The sequence below is a fragment of the Cognatishimia sp. MH4019 genome (assembly GCF_020177595.1).
In the GTDB taxonomy this organism is placed as follows: Bacteria; Pseudomonadota; Alphaproteobacteria; order Rhodobacterales; family Rhodobacteraceae; genus JAHTBL01.
The window spans coordinates 1-21,382 of sequence record NZ_JAHTBL010000008.1 but is presented as its reverse complement, the minus strand read 5'-3'; the positions used below and the strand labels follow the sequence as shown (position 1 = coordinate 21,382).

Annotated in this window: 19 protein-coding genes and 1 tRNA gene; 10 read left to right on the top strand and 10 right to left on the bottom strand. The window is 58.8% G+C overall.

Going from position 1 to position 21,382, the window contains the following annotated elements; translation table 11 throughout:
• Positions 1-115 precede the first annotated feature (115 nt).
• Positions 116-191: transfer RNA gene (locus KUW67_RS13880), tRNA-Thr, on the bottom strand.
• A 178-nt stretch (positions 192-369) separates the two neighbouring features.
• Between KUW67_RS13880 and KUW67_RS13875 the strand changes: the two genes are divergently transcribed.
• Entirely contained in the window at positions 370-1,578 is a 1,209-nt protein-coding gene (locus tag KUW67_RS13875) for an acetate/propionate family kinase (protein ID WP_224825923.1), read from the top strand.
• On the opposite strand, the gene KUW67_RS13870 is transcribed toward KUW67_RS13875, so the two are convergent.
• Positions 1,575-2,708: a lytic murein transglycosylase gene (locus KUW67_RS13870; RefSeq protein ID WP_224825922.1), complete on the bottom strand. Its 1,134-nt coding sequence runs from the start codon at positions 2,706-2,708 to the stop codon at positions 1,575-1,577. The genes KUW67_RS13875 and KUW67_RS13870 overlap by 4 nt on opposite strands.
• A gap of 186 nt (positions 2,709-2,894) precedes the next feature.
• Between KUW67_RS13870 and KUW67_RS13865 the strand changes: the two genes are divergently transcribed.
• From KUW67_RS13865 to KUW67_RS13850, 4 genes are read left to right on the top strand one after another with little or no spacing between them, the layout of a single operon-like run.
• Complete coding sequence (locus tag KUW67_RS13865) at positions 2,895-4,472, top strand: ABC transporter substrate-binding protein (protein ID WP_224825921.1); 1,578 nt, start codon at positions 2,895-2,897, stop codon at positions 4,470-4,472.
• A gap of 24 nt (positions 4,473-4,496) precedes the next feature.
• Positions 4,497-5,471 (top strand): ABC transporter permease, encoded by a 975-nt coding sequence (locus KUW67_RS13860; RefSeq protein ID WP_224825920.1) that lies wholly within the window; start codon positions 4,497-4,499, stop codon positions 5,469-5,471.
• Entirely contained in the window at positions 5,468-6,373 is a 906-nt protein-coding gene (locus KUW67_RS13855) for an ABC transporter permease (RefSeq protein WP_224825919.1), read from the top strand. The genes KUW67_RS13860 and KUW67_RS13855 overlap by 4 nt, the downstream gene beginning before the upstream one ends.
• Positions 6,373-8,070 (top strand): ABC transporter ATP-binding protein, encoded by a 1,698-nt coding sequence (locus tag KUW67_RS13850; protein ID WP_224825918.1) that lies wholly within the window; start codon positions 6,373-6,375, stop codon positions 8,068-8,070. The genes KUW67_RS13855 and KUW67_RS13850 overlap by 1 nt, the downstream gene beginning before the upstream one ends.
• On the opposite strand, the gene KUW67_RS13845 is transcribed toward KUW67_RS13850, so the two are convergent.
• Genes KUW67_RS13845 through KUW67_RS13830 form a run of 4 tightly spaced genes read right to left on the bottom strand, consistent with a single transcriptional unit; the run spans position 8,067 to position 10,628 of the window.
• On the bottom strand, positions 8,067-8,327 hold the full coding sequence (locus tag KUW67_RS13845; protein ID WP_224825917.1) for a hypothetical protein: 261 nt from the start codon (positions 8,325-8,327) through the stop codon (positions 8,067-8,069). The two genes, KUW67_RS13850 and KUW67_RS13845, sit on opposite strands and share 4 nt — an antisense overlap.
• Before the next feature lie 24 nt (positions 8,328-8,351).
• The gene (locus tag KUW67_RS13840; RefSeq protein ID WP_224825916.1) at positions 8,352-8,765 is read right to left on the bottom strand and encodes a nuclear transport factor 2 family protein; all 414 of its coding nucleotides are present in this window, start codon (positions 8,763-8,765) and stop codon (positions 8,352-8,354) included.
• A gap of 28 nt (positions 8,766-8,793) precedes the next feature.
• Entirely contained in the window at positions 8,794-9,456 is a 663-nt protein-coding gene (locus tag KUW67_RS13835; RefSeq protein WP_224825915.1) for a potassium channel family protein, read from the bottom strand.
• Positions 9,453-10,628, bottom strand: a complete 1,176-nt coding sequence (locus tag KUW67_RS13830) for a low temperature requirement protein A (RefSeq protein WP_224825914.1) — start codon at positions 10,626-10,628, stop codon at positions 9,453-9,455. Before KUW67_RS13830 ends, KUW67_RS13835 begins: the two co-directional genes overlap by 4 nt.
• A gap of 115 nt (positions 10,629-10,743) precedes the next feature.
• On the opposite strand from KUW67_RS13830, the gene KUW67_RS13825 reads away from it, so the two are divergent.
• A complete protein-coding gene (locus KUW67_RS13825; protein ID WP_224825913.1) occupies positions 10,744-11,643 on the top strand; it encodes a LysR family transcriptional regulator in 900 nt (299 codons plus the stop codon).
• An 89-nt stretch (positions 11,644-11,732) separates the two neighbouring features.
• Here the strand turns inward: KUW67_RS13825 and KUW67_RS13820 are convergent, their stop codons facing one another.
• The 4 genes from KUW67_RS13820 to KUW67_RS13805 form a co-directional block, all read right to left on the bottom strand.
• Positions 11,733-13,250: a tripartite tricarboxylate transporter permease gene (locus tag KUW67_RS13820; protein WP_224825912.1), complete on the bottom strand. Its 1,518-nt coding sequence runs from the start codon at positions 13,248-13,250 to the stop codon at positions 11,733-11,735.
• A gap of 21 nt (positions 13,251-13,271) precedes the next feature.
• The gene (locus KUW67_RS13815) at positions 13,272-13,781 is read right to left on the bottom strand and encodes a tripartite tricarboxylate transporter TctB family protein (RefSeq protein ID WP_224825911.1); all 510 of its coding nucleotides are present in this window, start codon (positions 13,779-13,781) and stop codon (positions 13,272-13,274) included.
• Positions 13,782-13,873: 92 nt separating this feature from the next.
• Positions 13,874-14,836, bottom strand: a complete 963-nt coding sequence (locus KUW67_RS13810) for a tripartite tricarboxylate transporter substrate binding protein (RefSeq protein WP_224825910.1) — start codon at positions 14,834-14,836, stop codon at positions 13,874-13,876.
• An 88-nt stretch (positions 14,837-14,924) separates the two neighbouring features.
• Positions 14,925-16,121, bottom strand: a complete 1,197-nt coding sequence (locus KUW67_RS13805; RefSeq protein WP_224825909.1) for an alanine--glyoxylate aminotransferase family protein — start codon at positions 16,119-16,121, stop codon at positions 14,925-14,927.
• A 127-nt stretch (positions 16,122-16,248) separates the two neighbouring features.
• On the opposite strand from KUW67_RS13805, the gene KUW67_RS13800 reads away from it, so the two are divergent.
• The 4 genes from KUW67_RS13800 (at position 16,249) to KUW67_RS13785 (ending at position 21,289) form a co-directional block, all read left to right on the top strand.
• Complete coding sequence (locus KUW67_RS13800) at positions 16,249-19,140, top strand: FAD-binding and (Fe-S)-binding domain-containing protein (RefSeq protein WP_224825908.1); 2,892 nt, start codon at positions 16,249-16,251, stop codon at positions 19,138-19,140.
• A gap of 1 nt (position 19,141) precedes the next feature.
• Positions 19,142-19,798, top strand: coding sequence for a GntR family transcriptional regulator (locus KUW67_RS13795; protein WP_224825907.1), 657 nt, complete (start codon positions 19,142-19,144; stop codon positions 19,796-19,798).
• Positions 19,795-20,550: a hydratase gene (locus KUW67_RS13790; protein WP_224825906.1), complete on the top strand. Its 756-nt coding sequence runs from the start codon at positions 19,795-19,797 to the stop codon at positions 20,548-20,550. The genes KUW67_RS13795 and KUW67_RS13790 overlap by 4 nt, the downstream gene beginning before the upstream one ends.
• 352 nt (positions 20,551-20,902) lie before the next feature.
• A complete protein-coding gene (locus KUW67_RS13785) occupies positions 20,903-21,289 on the top strand; it encodes a PleD family two-component system response regulator (protein ID WP_224825905.1) in 387 nt (128 codons plus the stop codon).
• Positions 21,290-21,382 lie beyond the last annotated feature (93 nt).

Genomic DNA, 21,382 nt, shown 5'->3' with positions numbered 1-21,382 from the left:
ACGAGCCACCAGTAATCCCTTGGTAAAACAAGACTAGCGAAAGGTGGACTGATGCGCGGACGCTCTGCACCCGGTGCGGGGTCAGGTCTGAAAACCAACATATCTTTTAGAGAAATGGTGCCCCCACACGGACTCGAACCGCGGACCTACTGATTACAAATCAGTTGCTCTACCAGCTGAGCTATAGGGGCTCTGTTCAAAACGAACTTGCGCGATATAGCAGCAGAGCTTTGAAAAGGGCAATGGGGTTTTATGCATCTGCTTGCCAAATTTCAGCCGCGCGCTTTTGCCGATTTGTTACCTAAGCGAAATATGTCCTAACCTGTGACCTATTCGATGCTTCGTCCCCCGAATCCTGAAAGGCCAATGATGCGCGCAGACACATTTCAAACGGCCTCCGCTCCCGCCGCCGCAACAGGGCGGAAGACAGGGATACTCACGCTGAATGCCGGGTCTTCGTCCTTGAAATTCGGGCTTTACGGTAATGTGGCCGAACCTGAGATGTTGCTGCATGGGCAGGTTGATGGGATCGGTGCCCGGGCGCTGTTAGAGATAGAGACGACAGTTCGAAAATCCAAAACCCCTGTGACTGCACCGACCCACGCGATAGCGCTGGAGGCGGTCATGGCTGCGCTTAGTCCGCATATCGACGGGCTGAACATCACAGGGGTTGGGCACCGGATCGTCCATGGAGGGCCAGATCTGGTTGCGCCGCAAGTCCTGACGCCAGACGTGCTGGCCAGACTTGAGAGCCTTGCCCCGCTTGCGCCGCTTCACCAACCACCAAACCTTGCGGGCGTGGCCGCTGCGCAAAAGATGTTCCCTGAGGCTGTGCAGATCGGTTGCTTTGACACCGCCTTTCACCGGGATCATCCTTGGGTCAATGACACCTTCGCGCTGCCCCGGTCTTACTATGCGGAAGGTATCCGGCGGTACGGATTTCACGGGCTCAGCTATGACTATGTGACAGGCGTGATCGCGCGCGATTATCCTGAGCTTCATGCTGGCAAGATCATCATCGCGCATCTGGGCAATGGCGCGTCGATGTGTGCGATCCGGCAAGGCATGAGCGTTGGCTCCACCATGGGTTTTTCCGCGCTGGACGGGCTGCCCATGGGGACGCGCTGCGGTCAGATTGATCCAGGCGTGATCCTGTATCTGATCAAGCAAAAAGGCATGGCCCCGCAGGAAGTTCACGAATTGCTTTACGAACAAAGCGGCTTGCTGGGCCTTTCGAATATCTCAAGCGACATGCGCACATTGCTTGCTGACAAACGCCCACAAGCCGCAGAGGCGATTGACTATTACGTGTTCCGCGCGCGGCGCGAAATCGGCGCGCTGTCGGCGGTGCTCAGCGGGGTTGATGCCATCATCTTTTGCGGCGGTATCGGAGAGAATGCTGCGCCCATTCGGCAGCGCATTTGTGAGGGGTTGGAGTATCTGGGCATCTCGGTTTCGTCTGAGGCCAACGCAGCGAATGCGCGCGAGATTGGTACGGGCGCGACCCGCGTGATGATCATCCCGACAGACGAAGAACGCATCATCGCGCGCGCTGTCCATCACGCGTTATCGGCCTAGCGCAAAGCCTGAAGCATCGCGGGGGACGGAGTGCCTGTCACGGGCGATCCTCGGCTGGCCTGATAAGCCTCAATGGCGGCAGTTGTGTTTGCGCCAATCACCCCATCTGCCCCTTGGGTGTCAAAGCCCCGCGCGGTCAAGCGCTCTTGCAATATGATACGATCCTCTTTGGTCAAGCCATTGGCATCCGGGGGGAAGCTGGCGCGCAACGGACCGCCACCTGAGATGCGGTCAGCCAGATGGCCCACCCCAATCGCGTAAGCATCAGAATTGTTATAGCGCTTGATGACACGGAAATTTCGCGTGGTCTGAAAGCGCGGTCCACCGGCTTGGGGTTGCAACACAGCGCCACTGGCAGCACCGGTCACTTCCTGCCCCCAGCGGACCCCGCGCACCCAACCGTTGCGCTGCAGATATGCAGCGGTCGAGGCCAGCGCATCGCTGGGATCTTCTGACCAGATATCGCGGCGGCCATCGCCCGTGAAATCTACGGCAAACTCTTGATACGAGGTCGGGATGAATTGCGTGTGGCCCATCGCGCCCGCCCAGCTGCCGGTCATCTGACTGGCTGGGATATCACCGTTTTGGATGATCCGCAGAGCCGCGATCAGCTGACGTTCAAAGAATGCGCCGCGCCGCCCGTCAAAGGCGAGTGTCGAGGTCGCAGAGATCACCGGCACGTCACCGCGCCGCTCTCCGTAAAAGCTCTCCAGTCCCCAGATGGCGGTGATAATCTCGGCATCAACACCGTAACGTGCTTCCAGCGCGTTCAGGGTGCTGCGGTGGCGCGAAAACGCGGCGCGGCCCTTGGCGATCCGCTCATCGGACGCTGCAATCGACAGGTAGTCTTCAAGGCTCCGGCTGAACTCGGTTTGGTTGCGGTCGCGGCGCACGACACCGGGCAGATAGCCTGCGCCACGGAACGCCGCGTTCAACGTCTGCTCTGAGATGCCTTGGCGGGTTGCACGGCTGCGGAAGGCAGAAACCCAGGCATCATAACTGGCGTTTGGGACAGGCCGCAAATCGGCGGGCAGGCCGCCTTGCGAACGTGGTGTTATCGGCGGTGTCGCCCCACAGGCCGAGACGCCCAGCGCCATCACTCCAAGTCCGAACATCCGTCTGGTCAGCATCTGCCTGCCCTCTCATTTTTTTGCGCCTCAGGGGCAAGCCTAACGCATAGCTCTGTGGGCGCAATGGGCCTTCCGCTGGGGCTATCACAAGCACTTGATCTGGCGTCAGCGAGGCAGCCAGCGCTTGACGTTAGTCCATTTTGTCGCAGGGTGGGGAGGCTTCATATCACCGGGAGGGTGGACCCAATGACTTATTCCCTGAAATCTTCCGCGCTGGTGTGCATGACAGTCCTGTTGTCGAGCACCGCGCTTTCTGCCGAGACGTTTCGCTGGGCGTCAACAACCGACCCGCAAACGATGGACCCTCATGCAGTGAACTCGGCCCCGGTTTTGTCCTTTATGAACAATATCTACGAAGGCCTCGTGCGGCGCGGCAAGGACATGTCGATTGAGCCGTCGCTTGCCACCTCTTGGGAGCCGCTTGAAGGCGAAAACGGCTGGCGGTTCACGCTGCGTGAAGGCGTGACGTTTCAGGATGGATCGGCCTTCACATCCGAGGATGTGATGTTCAGCTATCAGCGTGCATCAAACGAGGCGGCAGACGTGCGGTCGTGGTTCGCTCCTGTTGCGGATGTGCGCGTCGTGGATGACTTCACGATTGATTTCGTGACCACCGCACCGAACCCACTCTTTCCCGACAGCATCGCTAACTTCATGATCCTCGACAAAGACTGGGCCGAGGGCAATGACGCCGCCCTGCCCGCTCGCGATGCCGAAAACTTTGCCACGATGAACGTCAACGGTACTGGCCCTTTCACATTGTCCAGCCGTGATCCGGGCGTGCGCACCGTGCTTACGCCGCATGAAGGTTGGTGGGGCGAGGCCGAGCATAACGTGACCGAAGCCGTGTTCACGCCGATTGGCAACTCCGCCACCGGTCTGGCCGCGCTCTTGTCGGGTGAGATCGACTTCATTCAGCCGATCCCCTTGCAGGACGTGGCGCAGGTTGAAGAACGCGACGGCTTCAAGGTGCTCGAAGGCGAGGAAACCCGCGTCATCATGTTCGGTTTTGGCCACGAGCATGAAACGCTGCTTTACTCCGACGACGTGACTGACGCGAACCCGTTCACCGATCCGAATGTGCGTCTGGCTGCTGCCCATGCGTTGGATATCGACTCGATCAATCGCGTGCTCTTCCGCGGCAAGATCCAACCCGCCAGCCAGTTGGTTCCTGCGGGCATCTCGGGCTATTCGGACGCCAATAGTGACCGCCCCGAATATAACCCTGACCGCGCCCGCGAATTGCTGGCTGAAGCGGGTTATCCGGACGGGTTCAGCTTTGGCCTGAAATGCACCAATGACCGCTACATCAACGACGAAGCGCTGTGCCGCGCCGCGGCCTCCATGTTCGCAGCCGTTGGTCTGAACGCTGAACTCAGCACAGGCCCCGTGCGCGATTACTGGCCCCAACTGCGCGAGGATGACTTCGATATGTATCTGCTCGGCTGGTCGCCCGGCACGTTTGATATGGAGCACCCGATCCGCTTCCTGATGCACTCACAGGACGATGAAAAGAAGCTGGGATCGTGGAATTTCGGTAACTACTCCAACGCCCGCGTTGATGAGCTGCTGCCAATGATCCAGCAAGAGATTGACCCTGCTGCACGTCAGGCTTTGATCGACGAGGTGGTCGCCATCACGCAGGAAGAGGTGGCCTATATCCCGCTTTATACCCAACCGCTGATCTGGGCCGCAAAGGACAATGTCGACCTGACGCAGCGCGCGGATAACTTCTTCCTGCTGCGCTGGGTGACGGTCAACTAACCCAAAACTAAAGACCAAAAGGCGATGGTATATTTCATTATCAAACGGCTGATCCAGTCGGTCTTTGTGATGCTTGCCGTCGCCTTTCTGGCGTTTTCACTCTTCCGGTTTGTGGGCGATCCGATCACGCAAATGACGGGCGTCGAGACGTCGGTCGCGGATCAGGAACGTCTGCGCGAAGAGCTGGGTCTGAACGATCCCTTCATCACGCAGTTCGTTCGCTTTACAGGCGACATGCTGCAAGGCGATTTCGGGTTCTCTTATCGCACCCGACAGCCTGTGGCCGAGATGATCGCAGATCGTATTCCCGCCACGCTGGAGCTTGGCATTGTCGCCCTGCTTATCTCGCTTGTCGTTGGCATCCCGGCAGGTGTTTACACTGCGCTCAGGCCAAGGGGCGTGGTCAGTCAGACAATCCTGATGACGACGCTGATCGGTATCTCGGTCCCGACCTTTGTCATCGGGATCATGCTGATTTTCCTTTTCGGCGTGCAACTGGGCTGGCTGCCCACATTCGGGCGCGGCGGCACAGTGCAAATCGGTGGCTGGGAAAGCTCTTTCTTCACCGTGGACGGCTGGCGCGCGCTGATCCTGCCTGCGATTACGCTGGGCGTTTACCAACTGACGCTGACCATGCGCCTCGTGCGGGCCGAGATGATGGAGGTCATGCGCTCTGACTACATCCGTTTCGCCACCGCGCGCGGCGTGCCAATGCGCAGGCTCTATTTAAAACACGCGCTGGCCAACACGATGGTGCCTGTCATCACGATCATCGGCCTGCAATTCGGCGGGGTCATCGCGTTTTCCATCGTGACGGAAAGCGTCTTTCAATGGCCCGGAATGGGGCTTTTGTTTCTTGAGTCGATCCGCTTCGTCGACATCCCCGTGATGGGTGTCTACCTCGTGGTGATCGCGTTTTTCTTTGTGCTGGTGAACCTGATTGTCGACATGCTTTACGTCGCAATCGACCCGCGCCTGCGCGTGAAGGATGCCGCATGATTGCGCTTCTCAAACGTAACGAGGCGCTCTGGCTCTTTTTGCATTCGCCCGCCGCGATGATCGCTGCCATCGTCGCCATCGCGATCATCCTTGGCGCAGCCTTCGCCCCATGGATCGCGCTGGTGGACCCCTATGACCTTAGTTCGTTCAGCCTGTTTGACGGCCTTCTGCCACCTGTCTGGGAAGACGGCGGGAACCCGAAATACCTGCTGGGGACTGACGATCAGGGGCGCGATATGATTTCGTCGATCCTTTATGGCGCGCGGCTGTCGCTGTTTATCGGGCTGGCGGCGATGGCGATTGCCACAGTGCTGGGCGTGTCGCTTGGCCTCGCAGCGGGCTACTATGGCGGGCGCTTTGATGCGATCGTCATGCGCATCGCCGATGTGCAACTGGCGCTTCCCGCTATCCTGACGGCGTTGCTGATCGACGGCATTGCGCGCGGACTTCTGCCCGCCGATATCCAGCAAGAACTGCGCGTCTGGGTTCTCACCCTCGCCATCGCGCTCTCGCTTTGGGTGAACTTTGCCCGCACTGCCCGCGCCTCGACCCTCGTGCAGATGAACAAGGACTATGTGCAGGCCGCGATCATGATGGGGCAGCGCCCAATCCGCATCATGTTCGTGCATATCTTCCCCAACATCCTTGGGCCTTTGCTGGTCATCATGACCGTCGATCTGGCCTCGGCAATTCTGCTGGAGGCAACGCTGTCCTTCCTTGGCATCGGCCTGCCCGCTGATAGCCCATCACTGGGCACGTTGATCCGCATCGGCATGCAATTCCTGCTGTCCGGCGAGTGGTGGATCCTGTGGATCCCGACGCTGTTTCTGGTCGCGCTTGTCGTCTCTATCAATGTGCTTGGGGACTTCCTGCGCGACGTCTTCAATCCGAGGCTTCGCTGATGCTGACGATCAAGGATCTTGCGGTGAAGTTCCCGTCCCGCTTTGGGGACGTGACAGCGATTGAGGACGTCGATCTGACGATCAAGCCCGGTGAAATCCACGGGCTTGTGGGGGAAAGCGGTGCTGGGAAATCCACTGTGGGCGCGGCTGTGATCGGGCTAATCTCAACGCCGGGCTATATCGCAAATGGAGAGATCACGCTGGATGACACCGATCTGCGCGCGCTGACAGCTGAGCAAGCGCATGCCGTCCGGGGCGACCGCATCTCGATGATCTTCCAAGATCCGCAAACCAGCCTTAACCCGCTGATGACGGTCGAGGATCAGTTGATTGAAACGATCCAGACCCATTCCGATGTCAGCCATAGTGAAGCCCATAAACGCGCCGTTGATCTGCTCGAGGAGATCGGGATCAAGAACGCCGCAGAGCGCATCAAATCCTACCCGCATCAGTTTTCCGGGGGGATGCGCCAGCGGGTCGTGATCGCTTTGGCACTGTGCACCGACCCGGAGCTGATTATCGCGGATGAGCCAACCACGGCGCTGGATGTCGCCGTGCAGCAACAAGTCCTCGACCTGCTGCGTGAATTGGCAGACCGGCGCAATATCGCGTTCCTGCTGATTACCCACGACATCGGCGTGATCGCGCAAATCGCAGACCGCGTGACGGTCATGCGCAACGGCAAGGTGATGGAAAGCGGCGAAACAGAGCAAGTGCTGGGCGCGCCGACGCATCCCTATACGGTCGCGCTGATGGATGCGGTGCCGCCGCTGGACCGTAAGATCGCGCGCTTCCGGTTGCCTGTTGAAAACGACATTGCGGCACAAACCACGGCGAAAGGGGCCGATGCCCAGAAGTGGCTACTGGATGGCGAGCAGACGCCAGCCACAGGGCTTACCGTCAAGAACCTGACGATGCGCTTTCGCGGCACGCGCACGTCGCTATGGCAAAAGCCCGACCATTTCACAGCCCTTGATGACGTCAGCTTTGCCGTCCGTCCCGGAACGATCATGGGTTTGGTCGGGGAAAGCGGCTCGGGAAAATCGACACTGGCCAAGGTCTTGACTGGTCTTCTCAATCCATCTGACGGGACCATGACGTTAGGCGATGCGCCCCTGCCCCCCGCAAAGCAACGCAGCCGTCATCATCCGTCACGGCGCCTCATGCAAATGGTGTTCCAAGACCCCTATTCCAGCCTCAACTCCCGTCACAAGATCGGCGCAATCCTGTCGGAACCGCTCTGGCTTTACGGACTGGTTACCGACGCCGACGAACGCCGCGCGCTCGCGATCTCTATGCTGGACCTTGTCGGGATGCCCGCCGATGTCATCGACAAATACCCGCATCAGTTCTCAGGCGGGCAGCGCCAACGGATCGCGGTTGCGCGCGCCATCCTTGCACGGCCGAAGTTCCTGATCTGTGACGAGCCGACCTCGGCGCTTGATGTGTCGATCCAGGCGCAGGTGTTGAACCTTTTGAAGGACCTTCAGGCAACGTTCGGCCTGACGATCCTCTTCATCACGCATAACATGTCGGTGGCGCGTCAGATGGCCGACGACATGATCGTTCTGCGCAATGGCAAGATAGAGGAAACCGGCGCGTCAGAGACACTCTTTACCACTCCTAAAGCGCCTTACACGCAGACATTGCTGGATCTGACGCCAAAGATGCCCAGCGAGTGGCGGCGCGCGGGCTAGGACCCGACGCGTTTTGCCACCAACCACGCGACAATGGCCGGCACACCGAACACGACCAAAAGGATCGGCGCCTCCTGCGCGATGGTATACCCCGCTGAGACCACGCCGATGGTCATATTGACCAACAACGCGATCAGCCACACAGGGATAAAGAGACGCACCGCCCGGGCCACCCCGACCCCAGACAAAGCCCACCCAGTAAGGCAAAAGACTGCCAGAAGCAGCACTCCTGCGGCAACGACCATAAGCGTGTGCATCAGACCCTCCGACCAGTGACGCGGCTAGCGCACGATCCAGTTGGTGATCTGGTTGCCTTCAACCGTGAACAGGAAGTCAGCATCGCTGGAATAGCCGTTGGCGTTGCGGTAGCGCCCGGTCACCACGACCGTGTTACCGTCGACGGCCAGTGCGGCATTTTCGACCCGACCGTTTGCGTTGATGATGTCCGATTGCAACCACGACCGGAAGGCGTCGCCCGACCGGACCCGGCCAGAGCCATAGGCTTGAGAAGCGTTTTGGGCAAACAGCGGCTCCATCCGCGCGCCGTCATTCTCGGCCATCGCAGCAACCAATTCAGCGACAAGCGCCTCGGGCGTGGCGGCATCCTCAGCCCATCCAAATGCAGGGGCGCAAACGAGCGCCGTGGCGGCTTGCAACAGATGACGACGTGTCAGGACATCAGCGGTCCGGATCATTAAGGTATCCTTTCAATTGCGAGGGCACTCATGCGCGCGCAGAGCTGTGCATGCCGACAAGGCGCGACAATAGAAGAACGGTGTAGAGCGTGCCGACAATGGCCTGAAACGCTGCAACCGATTGGGCCACATGGCCCACGGGCAGCACATCGCCATAACCCAGCGTCGTAAGTGTGACGTAGCTGTAATACAGCAATTGCTGCCAACCCACCGCCCCGCCAGTTGCAGAGGTGAACGCAGCCGAATCCACCCAGAAAATTAGCCCATAGATCGCAGCGAATGCCGAGCCCAGCACCAGATAAAGGCAGGTGGCGGCCAGCACGACTTCAGTGAAAACCTGTCGCGATGTGAAGGTGTAGCGTGTCAGAACAATCAGCGCGATGGCGTGGTAGACGATTGAAGTCACATAGACTGCAAGCGCTGTACCGGAGGACGGCATATAGGAATTTGCGAGCCCTGCTGCGAAAACGGCTAGCCCGCTGATTGTGGCAGCCATGCGCAAACGCGCATCCCCCGTCAAAAGCCATGCGGCAATCACGAACATGCTTGCATAAAGCACATAGAATGCAGCTGGCGCGATCCCGCCCCAGGTCGACATTGGGTAGACGAGATTGTGCAGCAAGATCGCCGCAAGAAGGCCACCTGTCTTGGTGACCTCCGAGGTTCTGGGGAATGGATGTTGCTCGGTCATGTTGCTGCGCGGGACGGGTTTATAAGCGCAGTCGGCAGCATGACGACCAACATCCCCAAACCAAGAACAATACCGGAGGGGTGAGCGGCATACACAGCGTAGCCAATCAGCGGAAGTACAGCAAAAGGCACAAGATAGCTGATCGGCACGTGCTGCCCCAAGGTTCTCCGGAAAAGCGCATTGCCCGTCAGAAAGATCAACGGCCCTGCCACGGCGATTATAATCGCGGGTAGATTTGCAGGATCGGTCGGATGGGCGATGATCTCTTCAATCGCGACGGCAACAACGATGGCACCACCCACCATGATCCCATGCGCGTAAGCCAATCCGGCACGGGCCAGACGGGTTTGCTCAGCCTCGGTCTCAAACGCATATTCACTTTGCTCGCCAGTATGTACGAAATAAAGCCACCACATTGAGACGATCAACATGAAGCCGATAGAGGCTGTCAGAAAGAGCGGGCCGTTCAGATCGGCGCGCACCATAGTGCCACCCAACAGTAGAATGCTCTCACCCAGCGCAATGATGAAAATCAGTTGGTTACGCTCCAGAAGGTGCAGACCCTTCAGCGTCCAGGTTTCCATCGGCGTACGGCCTTTGCCCAGCACCCAAAACCCCGCATAGGGACCCGCATAGTCGATCAAAACCGCAATGATCCAAAGCTGCAGGCGCATGCTTTCGACAAGGGCGCCAGCGACCCAGAAAACGCCGGAAAGAACGCTCCACATCCCAAGTTGAAAGTAGTTTTGACCCATCTGCGTGCCGCGCATCACGGCGGACATGTAGAATGCCCGGATTAATGCCATCGACACATAACCCAGCACGAACAACCATGCCCGGTAGCCAAACGCATAATGGATCGCAACCGCCATCATGAGCGCGCAGGCCATCAGTACCAACATCAGGTTACGTCCCGCAGTTCTGTCCGGATCAATCCAGTTGGCCGACCACGCAGTGTAGTTCCACGCCCACCAGACCGCAGCAAAAAGCGTTGCAGTTTCCAGCGCGCCCATCCAAGTCTGGTGCTCCAGAAGATGGTGAGACAACTGGATAATCGTGAAAACATAGACAAGGTCGAAGAACAATTCGACTGTGGTCACTTTCAAATGCGGCCCGTCATCCCGCGTCCGCAAACAGGCGGTGGGGGCGAGCCTGTCAAGCAGAGTGGCCATGATACATACTCCCGTGTTCCGGCGGATTTCTTCATAACGCGGAAAAGACTGGCGCAACCAGATCGTTTCGGGTCATTTTGCGAACAACACTTGATCGCAAAATGAGCAAATAGATATGGATCGCATCTCTGATCTGCGCGTCTTCGTCCGGCTTGCCGAGACACTGAGTTTTACAGTGACAGCGGCCGCGCTTGGTATCGGCCGTGCGTCTGTCGCGCGCGTCATCGCGCGGTTGGAAAAGCAGCTTGGCACAAGGCTGGTCCAACGAACCACGCGCAGCGTCACCCTGACGCCAGACGGTGCAGCATTTCTAGAGCGCAGTACCCAGCTGATCTCTGAGGCGGACGCGATCGCGGGTATGTTCGCACGGTCCTCGGAGCGCCCTGGGGGCATACTCAGGGTTAACGTGCCATCGCGCATGGGGCGGCTTCTATTCGCCCCGCGCTTGCCAGAGTTTTTCGCGCAGTATCCTGATATCGAGCTAGACCTTGCCGTAACAGACCGCCCCGTTGATCTGATCAGCGAAGGTTTTGATTGTGTGGTGCGGGTGGGCACGCAGAAAGCCTCTGGCCTCGTGACGCGCAACATTGGGTCGCTGGATATCGTGAATTGCGCCAGCCCTGCCTATCTGGCCAAATACGGCATCCCACAGACATTGGACGATCTGCATCAGCATCGCTCGATCGGGTATGTCTCCCCTCGCGACAAGCGCGATTCCGGCTGGGAGTATGTTGAGGACGCCCGCGCCCATGAGATGCGCCTGCCCTGCTCACTTCGCGTGAGCAATGCCGAGCTTTACATCGCTGCGGCCCTTGCCGGTTTAGGTTTGATCCAAGTGCCCGCCTATGATGTCTCCGCGCTGCTTGCGGCGGGAAAACTGGTCGAGGTTTTGCCTCACCATCCCGCAGCACCTATGCCCGTCGCCCTCGTCGCCCCAGACCGACCAAGCCTCGTGCCAACCGTGCGGGTCTTTGCGGATTGGGCCGAGAAAATATGCCGGGACGCCACCTCTTAGGACTTCTCCGGCATAGGTGTTTGAAAGCCCCGTGATATGAGGTTTCTTTTCCTCTAACTGAAAACCAAAAGAGTTCGTCAGATCCTCACCTAGCCTGCATGTTTGGCTGCGACCTGGCTCTGCCGATCTTGCTGATGGCGCTTCCACTGACCGTAAAATCCATAGGCCAGAGACGCGATACTGCCCAATAGCAGAATAGCCGTGATCGGGCGCGCAGCGAATTCCCAATAGTTATAGTCGGCAATGACCAAACCCTGGCGCAGGCTCCGCTCGGCAATCGGGCCAAGGACAAGACCAATCACGAAGGACGCAATGGGGTATTTTAGCTTGCGCAAAAGGAAGCCGAAGGCGCCCATGGCCAGCATCACGCCGACATCGACGATGTTGGAGTTCAGCGCGTAGACACCTGTCATGCACAAGACCACGATAGCCGGACCGACCAGCGCATAAGGCGCTTTAAGAACCAGTGCAAAGTAGCGCGCCATGCGGATACCGAAGATCAGCATCAAGATGTTGGCGATAAACATGCCGATGAAGACGGTATAGACCAGTTGTGTGTTCGTCTCCATCAGCAGCGGGCCGGGGATAATGCCGTGGATCGTGAGACCACCCAGCATCACGGCTGTCGTCGCCGAACCGGGGATGCCCAGCGCCAGAAGCGGGATCATGGAGCCACCCACGGCAGAGTTGTTAGCCGACTCCGGGGCGGCAATCCCTTCAGCGACGCCAGTGCCGAACTTTTCGGGATGTTTTGACCAACGGACGGCCTCGGAATAGCTGATGAAGGCTGCGGTCGTGGCACCGACGCCCGGCAAAGCCCCAATGAACGAGCCGATCACAGATGAGCGCAGCAGGGTGATGCGAGTTGCCAGAAACTCTTTCATGCTTGGCAGCTTGGTGGACACATCGGTGATGACATCCTTGGTCGACACGCGCTCGCCCGCGCGTTGCAGGACTTCTGCCAGTGCGAATGTGCCGATGATCGCCGGCACGAAGCTTATACCAGTCAGAAGCGACAGGTTGCCGAATGTGTAGCGTTCCGTCCCGGTGATTGGGTCCAAACCAACTGTTGCGATGCCAAGGCCCAACAGGCCCGCGACCAAGCCCTTCAGAACCGATCCGCCGCCAATGGCGGAGATTGCAGTGATGCCCAGCACGGCAAGCGCGAAATATTCAGGCGGGCCAAAGTTCAAGGCAAACTGCGCCATGGGAGGGGCCAGCAGCATCAAAACAATCGTGCCGAAGATACCGCCAATGGCCGACGACGCCAGCGCGATGCCCAAGGCTTTGCCTGCTTGGCCATTCTTGGCCATCGGATAACCATCAAGGGCTGTGCAGGCCGCCTCCGGACTACCGGGCGTATTGAACAAAATCGCCGAAATGGAGCCACCGAAGGTCGAGCCGACATAGACACCTGCCAACAGCAGCAGCCCGGCGGTCGGGTCAAAGACGAAGGTGAAGGGGATCAACAGAGCGACGCCGACGATGCCTGTCAGCCCGGGGACCGAGCCAAACGCGATGCCCCAGATGACCGAAAAGATGATGAGCAAGAAGGATGACGGGTTACCGAAAAGGTAAGCGAGGGCGGATCCATAGGCTTCCAACATGATGTGGTCTCCTTGCTGTCTTCAGTAGAAGAGGATGTTGAGGTCGTAGAAGACACCGACACCCCGTGGCAGCGGCAGCTCTAACGCGCGTGTGAAAAAGAGCACCAGCGCCACGGTGAACGTGGCAGCGAACAAGAACCGCATCCCCATATTGCGATAGGGGATCACGAAGCTGGCCAGCACTAGAAACACGAAGGTGGCCAGAATGAAGCCGGTGGTCTGGAAGGCCCAGAAATACAAGAGGATCAACCCGCCCATCGCTGCGATGCGCAGCGCGGTGTAGCGGAAGTCATCAGACATGGTGAACGCGCCCTGCATCGCGTCTCCGCTGCGGCGCATCTCCAGGAATGAGCGGATCACCAGCACGCCCGTGATCAATGCCATGATGCCGAAAATGATCTTCGGCCAGTAGTCGGCGTCGGCCTGCGCAAAGCGGCGGGACTCGGGGAAGCTGTCAGCAACAAACCAAAGGAAGATCGACGCGCCGAACAGCAGGGCGGCGAACCCCAGATCAAGCAGGCGATGGGCCATAGCGGGTATCCTAGAAAAAGGTCAGCAAGAAGAGAGCCGCCGCGCGCGGACCAGGGAGCAAGGCCCATTGCGCGCGGCGATCAGGGCAGAGGTTACTCGACCAAACCCAGCGCTGTCAGCACTTCGGTATAGGTCGCGATCTCTTGCTCGATGAATTCGGCGAACTCATCAGGGCCAAGCAGGACCGAACGGTATTGAAGGGCCGCTTGCTCCTGCACTTCCTGATAAGCGTCCGAGGCAACGGCCTGGCTCACCAGATCAAACATCTTTGTGACGTGATCGGGATCTGCATCCGCAGGCATCGCGAAGGCACGCCAGCGGCCAAGCGTTACGTCATAGCCCAGCTCTTTCGCGGTGGGCACATCGGGCAGCACCGGCAAACGCTCGTCCGAAAAAACGACCAGCGGGCGCATGTCACCGGATTCGATCAAACCACGGGCCGGACCGAATTCTTCGTGCATCGCATCGACCTGGCCGCCCAGCGTGTTCGACACCATCTCGGACGAACCGAAGGGCACAGTCGTCACTTCCGCCCCGGTTTCGATGTTCCACAAGCCCATTGCCGTGTCATCAAAGCCAGCCGCACCAGTGATGCCCACAGTCAGATCGCCGGGGTTTTCACGGGCATGGGCGATGAACTCATCGATGGTCTGGAACGGGCTGTCGGCGGGCACGACGATCATGCCTTGGTCATACTGCACCCGTGCGAGCGGCTGAAACTCACCCATGTCTTGACGGCCCAGCACGTGCGCGATGATCTGGTCGGGGCTGATCGCCTTCATCGTGTAGCCGTCAGTCCGGCGCTGCAGGAAGTTGGCATAGGCCGGCATGCCGCCACCGCCTTGGATCGCAATCGGAACCATCGACTGGCCGGCAATCTCTTCAAAAGGCTGTGCCACGGCGCGCACGAAACGGTCAGTACCGCCGCCGGGCCCATAGGCGTGGATCACCTCGACCGTGCGCGAGGGATAATCCTCGGCCAAAGCCGCGGGTGCGGATAGCAGGGTGGCGGCCGCAAGGGCTACCGCGGTCGGGATTGTTTTCAATGACAACATGTTCTCTCCTCCAAGAAATCTGTCGATGTCGTGCGGCGTTCTTTTGTGAAGCGCCCTTGGCCACACATTACAGGGCGCTCCTTATGGGTCACTCGGCAGCAAGCGAGTGGGTGTAATCTCCCTTGAGAACCTCCATCGCGGCGGCGGTACCGCCTTTCTCATGCGGAACACCGGCTTTCTCCAGACCCATCTCGATCCCTGAAAGCGTGCCCATCAACATCGCGTCGTTGAAATCGCCCAGATGGCCGATGCGGAAGACGCGATCTGCGACTTTTGACAGGCCATTGCCCAGCGAAATATCGAAGTTTTTCAGCACTGTCGCCCGGAATGCATCCGCGCTGTGACCTTCTGGCATAAGCACCGCGGTCAACACGCCGCTTTCCTGCCCTTGCTGCGCGCAAAGCACTTCAAGACCCCACGCGCGCACTGCGGCACGGGTCGCAGCACCGTGACGGGCATGACGGGCAAAGACATTGTCCAAGCCTTCTTCATGCAGCATCTCGACAGTCTCGTTCAGACCGTAGAGCATGTTCGTGGCGGGCGTATACGGGAAATAGCCGGTCTCGTTAGGGCCGGTCATGTCCTGCCAATCCCAATAAGAGCGACGCATTCCGCCTTTGCTGGACACTTCCATCGCTCGCGGACCGACGCAGTTGAACGAGATACCCGGCGGCAGCATCAGACCCTTTTGAGAGCCGGACACGCACACATCGACGCCCCATTCGTCAAAGCGGAAATCAACCGATGCAAGCCCCGAGATGCTATCGACCATCAACAAGGCCGGGTGGTCCGTTTCGTCGATGGCACTGCGCACATCAGCAATCGGAGAGACCGAGCCCGTCGAGGTCTCGTTGTGGACGACGCAAACCGCTTTGATTTCGTGATTTTTGTCTTCGCGCAGGCGCTTGGCAATCGCCTCAGGGTCCGCGCCACCGCGCCAGTCACCCTCAATAAACTCAGGGTTCAACCCAAGACGCTTCGCCATCTTCATCCACAGCATCGAGAAGTGGCCCGTCTCATACATCAAGACGCGGTCGCCCTCTTGCATCGTATTGATCAAGGCAGCTTCCCAAGCGCCGGTTCCGGATGCCGGGAAGATAATCACCTGACCGGCCTCGGTCTTGAAGATCGTCTTCATGCCGTCCAGCGCCGTCTTGCCGACAGCCGCAAAATCCGGGCCGCGGTGATCAATCGTCTGCGCGCTGATCGCCCGCAAAATGCGATCCGGCACCGCGCTGGGGCCGGGGATTTGCAGGAAATGCCGTCCGGCATGTCTCGATGTCATGATGTCTCCTCCACATTGATTCAGCTGGCGCAATCGTTGATACTGTTGCCGAATGCATAATATTGAATTATGAATACAATTTGACATGAAGATGTGTCAAGCCACCTAGATCGCCGAGGACTTGCTGATGCCATTGGATACCCTAAGGGGCCGTTTTTCAGGGGAAATCTTTGAGGACGCCTTCTCGCGCGGGCGCTATGCGACCGATGCGTCAATCTATCAGATGATGCCCTCTGCCGTCGCGATTCCCCGATCCAAAGATGATATCTCCGCCGCTTTGGAGGCCGCACGGACGGCGGGATTATGCGTGACCGGGCGCGGTGGCGGGACGTCGCAATGTGGTCAAACCGTAAATTCGGGCCTGATCCTCGACAATTCAAAGCACTTCAACGGCATCCTTGAGATCGACGCGGAAAACCGCCGCGCCGTGGTGCAGCCAGGCGTCGTGCTGGACGAGCTAAACCGCGCGCTGAAGCCATACGGGCTGTGGTATCCGGTAGATGTCTCGACCGCATCGCGCGCAACGATTGGCGGAATGGCCGCGAACAATTCCTGCGGCGGGCGCTCTTTGCGCTACGGGACCATGCGATCAAACGTGATCTCGATCGATGCGATCCTGGCCGATGGGACCCAAGCCCATTTCGGCCCCGTTCAGGCAGGCACGCTTGCCAACCACCCCGCGCAAGAAATTGTCACCGACATGTTGCATCTGGGCGAGGCACATGGCGCGCTGATCGATGACCGGTTTCCAAAGCTGAACCGCCGGGTGGGCGGGTATAACATCGACGCGCTTGTTCCGAATGGGGATGCGGTGAACATGTCGCATCTACTAGTCGGCTCTGAAGGAACGCTGGCCTATTTCACCGCAATTGAACTAAATCTCTGGCCACTGGTGGGCGAGCGCGTGCTTGCGGTCTGCCATTTCCCAAGCTTCTATCAGGCGATGGACGCGACCCAGCATCTTGTGGCACTCAATCCGCTCTCGGTAGAGCTGGTGGACAATACGATGATCGGCCTGTCGCGTCAGATCCCCCTTTTCCGGCGAACGATTGAGGACTTTGTCGAAGGCGATCCCGCAGCACTTTTGTTGGTCGAGTTCGATGAAGGCTCTGCCCCTGCCAATGCCGTCAAGCTGCGCGAAATTGATGAACGGATGGGCGACCTGGGGTTTTCGTGGAAAGGCGAGGACCGGAACTGGGGCGGGGTCAAACCCATCACTGATCAGCGCCTGCAGGGCCAGATCGCGGAGGTGCGCAAGTCTGGTCTGAATATCATGATGTCGATGAAGCAAGAGGGCAAACCCGTCTCTTTCGTCGAGGATTGCGCGGTCGAGCTGCCCGATCTTGCGGATTACACCGCCCGCCTGACCGAGGTGTTCGAGAAACACGGAACGCAGGGCACGTGGTATGCGCATGCGTCGGTTGGCTGCCTACATGTCCGTCCGGTACTGAACCTCAAACATGAAGATGACGTCAAGAAAATGCGCGCCATTGCCGAGGAAGCCTTCACGTTGGTTGCCGAATACAAGGGCTCTCATTCCGGCGAACATGGCGACGGTATCGTGCGGTCGGAGTTCCATGAGCGGATGTACGGAACTGAGATCACCGACCTTTTCCGCGATGTGAAGCATCGGTTTGACCCTGATGGTTTGTTGAACCCCGGCAAGATCGTGGATCCGCCCAAGATGGATGACCGCAGCCTCTTTCGGTTCGGCGCGGACTATCATGTTGCCCCCCTGAAAACTGCCTTTGACTGGTCAGCTTGGCCCGGGGCGGGCGGCGGCTTTCAGGGCGCGGTCGAGATGTGCAACAACAATGGCGCGTGTCGTAAGTTAAAGGGCGGCGCGATGTGCCCGTCCTACCGCGTCACGCGCAATGAGCGCGATGTCACACGTGGACGGGCGAACAGTTTGCGGCTAGCGATTTCGGGACAGTTGGGGCCTGACGCGCTCAGCTCGGAGGCGATGGCAGAGACGATGAAGCTCTGCGTCTCCTGTAAGGCCTGCAAGCGCGAATGCCCGACCGGCGTGGACATGGCCCGCATGAAGACCGAAGTACAGGCGGCGCGGCTGGCCAAGCACGGGCTGAGCCTGCATGACCGGCTGGTGGGCTACATGCCACGCTATGCGCCCTATGCCGCGCGCGTTCCATGGCTGATGAACCTGCGCAACCGCTTACCCGGCGTGGCCAAACTGACCGAGCGTCTAACGGGGTTTGCAGCCTCCCGCGATCTGCCGGAATGGGCTGCCAACCCGTTCCGCGATACCGAAGCCGCGGATAAGGAGCCGGACGTGATCCTTTTCGCAGACGCGTTCAATCGCTATTTCGAACCTGAAAATCTGCGTGCAGCGGTCCGGGTGCTGCGCGCCGGTAAGCTGAAGGTGCAGGTCGCGAAACCTGTCAATGGCACCCGCCCTCTGGATTGTGGGCGCACGCTTTTATCGGTGGGCCTTGTTGATGAGGCGCGCGCAGAGGCGGAGCGGCTGTTGACGGCGCTCCAACCCCATTTGGACAAGGGTATCCCGGTGGTCGGGTTGGAGCCCTCATCGCTGCTGACGATGCGCGACGAAATCCCGGCTCTGATCACCGATGCCCGCACCAAAAAACTGGCAGAACACGCCCTGCTTCTAGAGGAGTTTCTCTTGAACCATCCCGTTGACTTGCCCCTCAAACCGCTGGGTCGAAAGGTCTTGCTCCATGGCCATTGCCACCAAAAAGCGCATCAGGTGATGCCCGATGTGCAAGCGGCTTTAACCTTGATCCCAGAGGCAGATGTCGAGGTCGTCGAGACCAGCTGCTGCGGCATGGCCGGGGCTTTCGGTTACAACCGCGATACGGTAGATGTGTCGATTAAGATGGCTGAGGCTGATCTGCTTCCAGCGGTTCGGGCAGCAGATCAAGAGACGCTGATTGTGGCGGATGGAACCTCCTGTCGCCATCAGATTGCAGACGGGACAGACCGCACGGCCGTCCATGTCGTCCATGTATTTGAACGCGCCTTGGCAGAGGGAGGCCACTAAGATGAACCTGTCCACCCCGCTCACCCGCCCTTCCCTTCACGAAGAGCTTGTCGCGCGACTGCGTGAGGCCATCGTTGAAGGCGCTTTGGAACCCGGCGCAAAGGTGCCCGAGCGCGAATTATGCGAGACACTTGGTGTGTCGCGCACGCCGCTGCGCGAGGCGCTGAAAGTGCTGGCCAATGAGGGCCTTGTCATTCTGCAGTCAAACCGCGGCGCGCGTATTTCCAAAGTCACGATGGAAGAGCTGGAGGACGCTTTTCCCGTGATCGCCGTTCTCGAAGGGTTGGCCGGTGAATTGGCGTGCAAGATCGCAACAGACGCGCAAATCGCGCAGATCGTTGCCCGTCACGACGATATGTTTCGCCACTATGACGCCGGCGACAGACCTGCATACTTCAAAGCCAACCATGATATTCACGCAGCTCTTATGGCGGCGGCAGGAAACGAGGTGCTGACGCAGCACTATGCCATGCTGTCAGCGCGGGTAGACCGGGCGCGGCTGTTGGCCAATGTCTCGGACAGTCGCTGGGCCGAAGCGGTTGAAGAACATCGCGAGATCGTCAAAGCCGTGAAGGCCCGAGATGGAGCGTTGTTAAGCGATCTGCTGCGCAGCCATCTCAACAATAAGCTGGCCGCTTTGAAGAAAGCGCTGTCATGACTGATCTCGCACATCCTGCACCGCAGCTTACGGGAACCGCCTTTGCCAGGGCGTTATGTGAGGCGCATCGCACCAACACGCGGTTCGTGCCAACCGGCCCGGTCCCCGGCAACTCAGACGAGGCCTTCGCAGCGCAAGCTGCAGTGATGGAGGAGTTTGGCCCGGTGGGCGCGTTCAAAGTGGCCGACAAGGCAGGTCAGCCGTTCGTCATGGCTCCGATCCGCGCAGATCGGATTTTTGAAAGTGGCGCCGATGTCCCAATCATTGATGAGGCCGGGATCGAGCTTGAGGTCGGGTTCGAGGTCCTGTCGTCTTTGCCGGAAGGGGCAGATCTGGCGACCTTGGTGCACCATATCTGGCCCCGCCCCGTGATCGAGGTCGTCGACACCCGGATTGCCGGGCCATTGGCCAATGACCCCTATGTGAAGCTCGCTGATCTGCAGGCCAATTCCGCTATTGTCGTTGGCCCGCGCGCCACCGCGTGGGACAGATCGGATTTCGGCTCAATGGTTGCGCAGCTGACTTGCGGCGATATGCACGTGCTGGACGGGGAGACAATGGTGCCCGGAGGATCGGCGCTGAACATTCTGGCGAAACTCACCAAGCGGATCGGCGAGCATTGCGGCGGACTTCAGCCCGGACAAATGATCATAACCGGGTCGTTGAACGGTCTGCCCTACTTTCCAGCTGGCCAGAAAGTGCGTGGAAAGATCGAAATGCTCGGCGACGTTTCCCTTCGGCTAACACGTTAGAAGAGCGCTCTCCGAAAGTGGTTTGATGCAGTCGTTCGGATCGAAGACTGGCGGATTGACCTATCGCCTGCGTCCATCAGGCGTCTATAAACCCTTTTGATCGCTCAATAGATGCGCTTCCCTCGATGAGCCTCGGCATCCAATCCAAGTCGCCTCATGCATTAAGATCGGCTTCAAAGGTTTCTGGTTTTCCAGTCCCATAAGCATTGGCGCCTCACCGTTAGGACTTCGCTTACCAGACAAAAGAAATCCGAACGGGAACCATAATTTGGACAAAGTCATAATTCAGCCTTAAGAAGAGTAGTAAGTATTTCAAAGCAACCATCAAGAGATGGAAGAAGGGGCGCACATAATGCGGATTTTGGCGGTCGATGACGATCCGATCATTCTTGATCTCTTGACGGTTGCGCTGTCGACCTTCGGCTATGATGACATTGTGACGGCCCAGAACGGGGCCGAAGCGATAGAGATACTACAAAGCGACCAAGGTCTCTTTGACACACTGCTCTATGATATTCAGATGCCGGTCATGGACGGGATCGAGTTGGTTTACCGGACCCGAGCCCTTCTGCGCTATAGCGATGTGCCGATCCTGATGCTCACGGCCATGTCCGAAAAGACCTATATTGATCGGGCCTTTCTGGCTGGTGCGACGGATTACATCACCAAGCCCTTCGACACGATGGAGCTGCAGGCGCGCCTCAAAGTGTCTGACGTCAGCACCAATGGGACAGTTTAGGTTGATTTGATAAGAGAGGGTTTCTGGCACATCGTAACCACCAAGGAGTGGAGATGAGACAGAAACCCGGAACACGTAAGAGCCACGGCGAGA

Excerpts from the sequence above, each read along its gene's own strand:
- KUW67_RS13875 (WP_224825923.1), top strand. The coding sequence starts at position 370 with ATGCGCGCAGACACATTTCAAACGGCCTCCGCTCCCGCCGCCGCAACA.
- KUW67_RS13870 (WP_224825922.1), bottom strand. The coding sequence starts at position 2,708 with ATGCTGACCAGACGGATGTTCGGACTTGGAGTGATGGCGCTGGGCGTC.
- KUW67_RS13865 (WP_224825921.1), top strand. The coding sequence starts at position 2,895 with ATGACTTATTCCCTGAAATCTTCCGCGCTGGTGTGCATGACAGTCCTG.
- KUW67_RS13860 (WP_224825920.1), top strand. The coding sequence starts at position 4,497 with ATGGTATATTTCATTATCAAACGGCTGATCCAGTCGGTCTTTGTGATG.
- KUW67_RS13855 (WP_224825919.1), top strand. The coding sequence starts at position 5,468 with ATGATTGCGCTTCTCAAACGTAACGAGGCGCTCTGGCTCTTTTTGCAT.
- KUW67_RS13850 (WP_224825918.1), top strand. The coding sequence starts at position 6,373 with ATGCTGACGATCAAGGATCTTGCGGTGAAGTTCCCGTCCCGCTTTGGG.
- KUW67_RS13845 (WP_224825917.1), bottom strand. The coding sequence starts at position 8,327 with ATGCACACGCTTATGGTCGTTGCCGCAGGAGTGCTGCTTCTGGCAGTC.
- KUW67_RS13840 (WP_224825916.1), bottom strand. The coding sequence starts at position 8,765 with ATGATCCGGACCGCTGATGTCCTGACACGTCGTCATCTGTTGCAAGCC.
- KUW67_RS13835 (WP_224825915.1), bottom strand. The coding sequence starts at position 9,456 with ATGACCGAGCAACATCCATTCCCCAGAACCTCGGAGGTCACCAAGACA.
- KUW67_RS13830 (WP_224825914.1), bottom strand. The coding sequence starts at position 10,628 with ATGGCCACTCTGCTTGACAGGCTCGCCCCCACCGCCTGTTTGCGGACG.
- KUW67_RS13825 (WP_224825913.1), top strand. The coding sequence starts at position 10,744 with ATGGATCGCATCTCTGATCTGCGCGTCTTCGTCCGGCTTGCCGAGACA.
- KUW67_RS13820 (WP_224825912.1), bottom strand. The coding sequence starts at position 13,250 with ATGTTGGAAGCCTATGGATCCGCCCTCGCTTACCTTTTCGGTAACCCG.
- KUW67_RS13815 (WP_224825911.1), bottom strand. The coding sequence starts at position 13,781 with ATGGCCCATCGCCTGCTTGATCTGGGGTTCGCCGCCCTGCTGTTCGGC.
- KUW67_RS13810 (WP_224825910.1), bottom strand. The coding sequence starts at position 14,836 with ATGTTGTCATTGAAAACAATCCCGACCGCGGTAGCCCTTGCGGCCGCC.
- KUW67_RS13805 (WP_224825909.1), bottom strand. The coding sequence starts at position 16,121 with ATGACATCGAGACATGCCGGACGGCATTTCCTGCAAATCCCCGGCCCC.
- KUW67_RS13800 (WP_224825908.1), top strand. The coding sequence starts at position 16,249 with ATGCCATTGGATACCCTAAGGGGCCGTTTTTCAGGGGAAATCTTTGAG.
- KUW67_RS13795 (WP_224825907.1), top strand. The coding sequence starts at position 19,142 with ATGAACCTGTCCACCCCGCTCACCCGCCCTTCCCTTCACGAAGAGCTT.
- KUW67_RS13790 (WP_224825906.1), top strand. The coding sequence starts at position 19,795 with ATGACTGATCTCGCACATCCTGCACCGCAGCTTACGGGAACCGCCTTT.
- KUW67_RS13785 (WP_224825905.1), top strand. The coding sequence starts at position 20,903 with ATGCGGATTTTGGCGGTCGATGACGATCCGATCATTCTTGATCTCTTG.